The organism is Microcystis sp. M53603_WE2 (assembly GCF_030065435.1).
Genome location: NZ_JASJFF010000724.1, coordinates 1 through 3,251, shown reverse-complemented (window position 1 = coordinate 3,251; position 3,251 = coordinate 1). Strand labels below are relative to the sequence as shown.

Here is a 3,251-nt window from a genome sequence, read left to right as displayed (position 1 = left end):
GTAGGAAAGCATGGGGATGAAGGTATGATAGCGAGATATGTAAAAGAACAAGATAAAGAATACCTGCAGCTACACCAAAATCTACAATTGAGTCTATTTTGATTCTGATACCCCGTCCGCTTGCGGCGGGGTAGTTCATTTACCAAAATTAAGGAGTTTAATGATGAATTATGAATGATGAATTATGAATGATGAATGGGGAGCGGGAAACAGGGAACAGGTGAGAAAATTAGTGTACCTCATAAATCTGAATACAGCTATATATAATAATGACAAACCCAAAAGTAAAACCCTTAACTAACTTTCAGGAATCGGATTTTGAAGGATTGCGAGAAGAGCAACCCCTAACAGCAGCAGAATCCTATCAAGCATTACTGCGATCGCTGAGACGAAAAAATGGCTTTAATTTACTCTTTGTTCGCTGTTCTCCCGTGCAAGCTGATGAGATTATTCGGGGAATCAGTCAAGATTTACCTAATAAAAATATTCAAGTCCTGCAGCTTGATTCAGAAACCGATAATTTGTATGAGAAAATTGTCGATCTACCAAATTATACCAATCTAAACATTCTTTTTGTGCGCGGTTTAGAAAATGCACTACTGCGCTACGAAGAAGCGGAAAGTGAAGGCTATTTCTTGTTGAGTCAAAGTCCGGTTTATGGGGGAACCTGGGCCGGAGTTCCTAAGATTTTAGGCTATTTAAACCTATCCCGTGAGCGATTTGAGCGGCAATTTCCCTTTACTTTAGTATTCCTATTGCCGGAATTTGCCTTGCGGTATTTTATTCGTCGTGCGTCGGATTTTTTTGATTGGTATTCGGGAGTTTATGAATTTCCGACGGATAAGGACATATTGGAAAGAGAAATTAGAAGACTGGTTTATTTAGACGGCGATCTCGATACCTATCAACAATTCACTCCCCAACAACGACAGGAAAAGTTAGCCGAAATTAAGGCCTATTTAAGCGATTCCCCATCTCTCGATCCTGTTCAAACATCTGAATTGTGGCATAAAAAAGGCTTAATTCATCAAATGGGAAAAGAATACGAACAAGCGATCGCATCCTACGACAAAGCTTTAGAAATTAAACCCGATTACCATGAAGCTTGGTACAACCGAGGGGTTGCGTTAGGTAATTTAGGCAGATTAGAAGAAGCGATCGCATCCTACGATCAAGCTTTAGAATTTAAACCCGATTACCATGAAGCTTGGAACAACCGAGGGATTGCGTTAAGAAATTTAGGCAGATTTGAACAAGCGATCGCCTCCTATGATCGAGCTTTAGAATTTAAACCCGATAAGCATGAAGCTTGGAACAACCGAGGGAATGCGTTATTTAATTTAGGCAGATTTGAACAAGCGATCGCATCCTACGATCAAGCTTTAGAATTTAAACCCGATTACCATGAAGCTTGGTACAACCGAGGGATTGCGTTAGGTAATTTAGGCAGATTGGCAGAAGCGATCGCATCCTACGATCGAGCTTTAGAATTTAAACCCGATTTCCATGAAGCTTGGTACAACCGAGGGAATGCGTTAGGTAATTTAGGCAGATTAGAACAAGCGATCGCATCCTACGATCGAGCTTTAGAAATTAATTCAAATTATGCTAATACTTACTACAATAAAGCTTGCTGTTATGGCTTACAAAATAATGTGGAATTAGCTATCGAAAACTTACAACGCGCCATCAATCTTGATGTCAAATATCAGGATATGGCGAAAACAGATAAAGATTTTGAGCAGATTCGGGGAGATGAGCGGTTTCAGAGTTTCCTAAATCGAGTATAATAATATATATTTGTATTTTAGCTAAGGAGATATTCTATGACTAACACCTACACAGCTATCATTCAGCCAGACGGAGATTGGTGGATTGGTTGGATAGAAGAAATTCCGGGAGTTAACTGTCAAGAAGCATCTCGTGATCAGTTATTAGAAAGCCTAAAAATTACTCTTAGCGAAGCATTAGAATTGAATAAACAGGAAGCAATTTCCGCTACTAGGGGAAACTACCAAGAAGAGAAAATTGTTGTATGAAACGCAAACAGTTTATCGATCACGTCCTGTAGGGGCGAAGCATTCGGATAGGAAATCTACGGTTTCAGCGATAAGTTATTGCCCGAATCTTCGCCCGTACTTTTTCAGCAAGTCCTAGCCATTCTTGGTAGTTTAACCCCCAATTAAATAAAAGATCTGCGATTCCAAGACATACCGGAGTGATAATTATCACAATTGGGTAATTCAGCAATGGGAAAAAGTTGCCAACCCTTTATTAACTTGTGAGGCAGTTATCACTGAATCCTGTTTTATTTTGTGAAGTAAATAAAGAGAGAAAATTATTCATGTCAAACAAAACTATTGATCTCAATCAAGTACAGTTAACTTTACAAGAACTACTTGCCTTAATAAAGGTAGATACTGAAATTATTATAACCGCAGGAAACAAGCCTGTAGCTCGTCTAATTCCTTGGGGAGATACTGAAAAAACAACGTCTGAAACTCCTTCTCCTAAGTTACGACAACCAGGACTACACGCTGGAAAAATTAGGACTAGCGAAGATTTTGATGAGCCACTTCCTGAAGAATTTTGGACAGGTGAATCATGAAATTTCTTTTAGATACCCATACATTTATTTGGTGGGATAGCGAACCAGAAAAACTCTCTCAAAGAGCTTTAGAACTGTGTAGAGATCCTAGTAATACGCTATTACTTAGTATTACAAGTATTTGGGAAATGCAAATCAAACTACAACTAGGTAAACTATCACTCAAGATACCTTTAGCAGAAATGATTAATACTCAGCAGGAAACTAACCAAATTAGCCTTTTATCAATTACAGTCAGCCATGTTTTAGCTTTAAATACTTTACCTAACATCCATAAAGATCCATTTGACCGCTTGTTAGTTGCTCAAGCTAATCTTGAAAATGCTAGACTGATTAGCCATGATTCAATATTAGCAAAATATCCTGTTCAGATAGATTGGTAGATAGGGCTTGCTGAATAAATGTGAAATATAGACGAGGTAAGAGTTTTAGGGTTCTGTTTTGCTCTCACAGGTGCAAGATTTTGAGAGAATCGTCGTTCAAAACCTTGCGTCTTCATCGGCCCGCGTCCTGTAGGGGCGAAGCATTCGGACAATAACCTATCGGTGAAACCGTAGATTTTCTATCCGAATGCTTCGCCCGTACTTTTTCAGCAAGTCCTAGCCATTCTTGGTGGTTTAACCCCCAATTAAATAGGGGCTGC

4 protein-coding genes and 1 pseudogene are annotated in these 3,251 nt (G+C 39.0%); all 5 read left to right on the top strand.

Features of this window, described 5'->3' with window-relative positions; translation table 11 throughout:
* A pseudogene (locus PX481_RS15580) lies at positions 1 to 102 on the top strand (IS200/IS605 family transposase); the annotation flags it as partial.
* A 167-nt stretch (positions 103 to 269) separates the two neighbouring features.
* Positions 270 to 1,790 carry a tetratricopeptide repeat protein gene (locus PX481_RS15575; RefSeq protein WP_002760550.1) on the top strand — a complete coding sequence of 507 codons (1,521 nt, stop codon included), beginning with the start codon at positions 270 to 272 and terminating at the stop codon, positions 1,788 to 1,790.
* A gap of 36 nt (positions 1,791 to 1,826) precedes the next feature.
* Positions 1,827 to 2,039, top strand: a complete 213-nt coding sequence (locus PX481_RS15570; protein ID WP_002760549.1) for a hypothetical protein — start codon at positions 1,827 to 1,829, stop codon at positions 2,037 to 2,039.
* 305 nt (positions 2,040 to 2,344) lie between these two features.
* Complete coding sequence (locus PX481_RS15565; RefSeq protein ID WP_288023605.1) at positions 2,345 to 2,608, top strand: type II toxin-antitoxin system Phd/YefM family antitoxin; 264 nt, start codon at positions 2,345 to 2,347, stop codon at positions 2,606 to 2,608.
* Positions 2,605 to 2,991 carry a type II toxin-antitoxin system VapC family toxin gene (locus tag PX481_RS15560; RefSeq protein ID WP_002760548.1) on the top strand — a complete coding sequence of 129 codons (387 nt, stop codon included), beginning with the start codon at positions 2,605 to 2,607 and terminating at the stop codon, positions 2,989 to 2,991. Before PX481_RS15565 ends, PX481_RS15560 begins: the two co-directional genes overlap by 4 nt.
* Positions 2,992 to 3,251 lie beyond the last annotated feature (260 nt).

Coding starts and splice junctions, on each gene's coding strand:
- PX481_RS15575 (WP_002760550.1), top strand. CDS start 270: ATGACAAACCCAAAAGTAAAACCCTTAACTAACTTTCAGGAATCGGAT.
- PX481_RS15570 (WP_002760549.1), top strand. CDS start 1,827: ATGACTAACACCTACACAGCTATCATTCAGCCAGACGGAGATTGGTGG.
- PX481_RS15565 (WP_288023605.1), top strand. CDS start 2,345: ATGTCAAACAAAACTATTGATCTCAATCAAGTACAGTTAACTTTACAA.
- PX481_RS15560 (WP_002760548.1), top strand. CDS start 2,605: ATGAAATTTCTTTTAGATACCCATACATTTATTTGGTGGGATAGCGAA.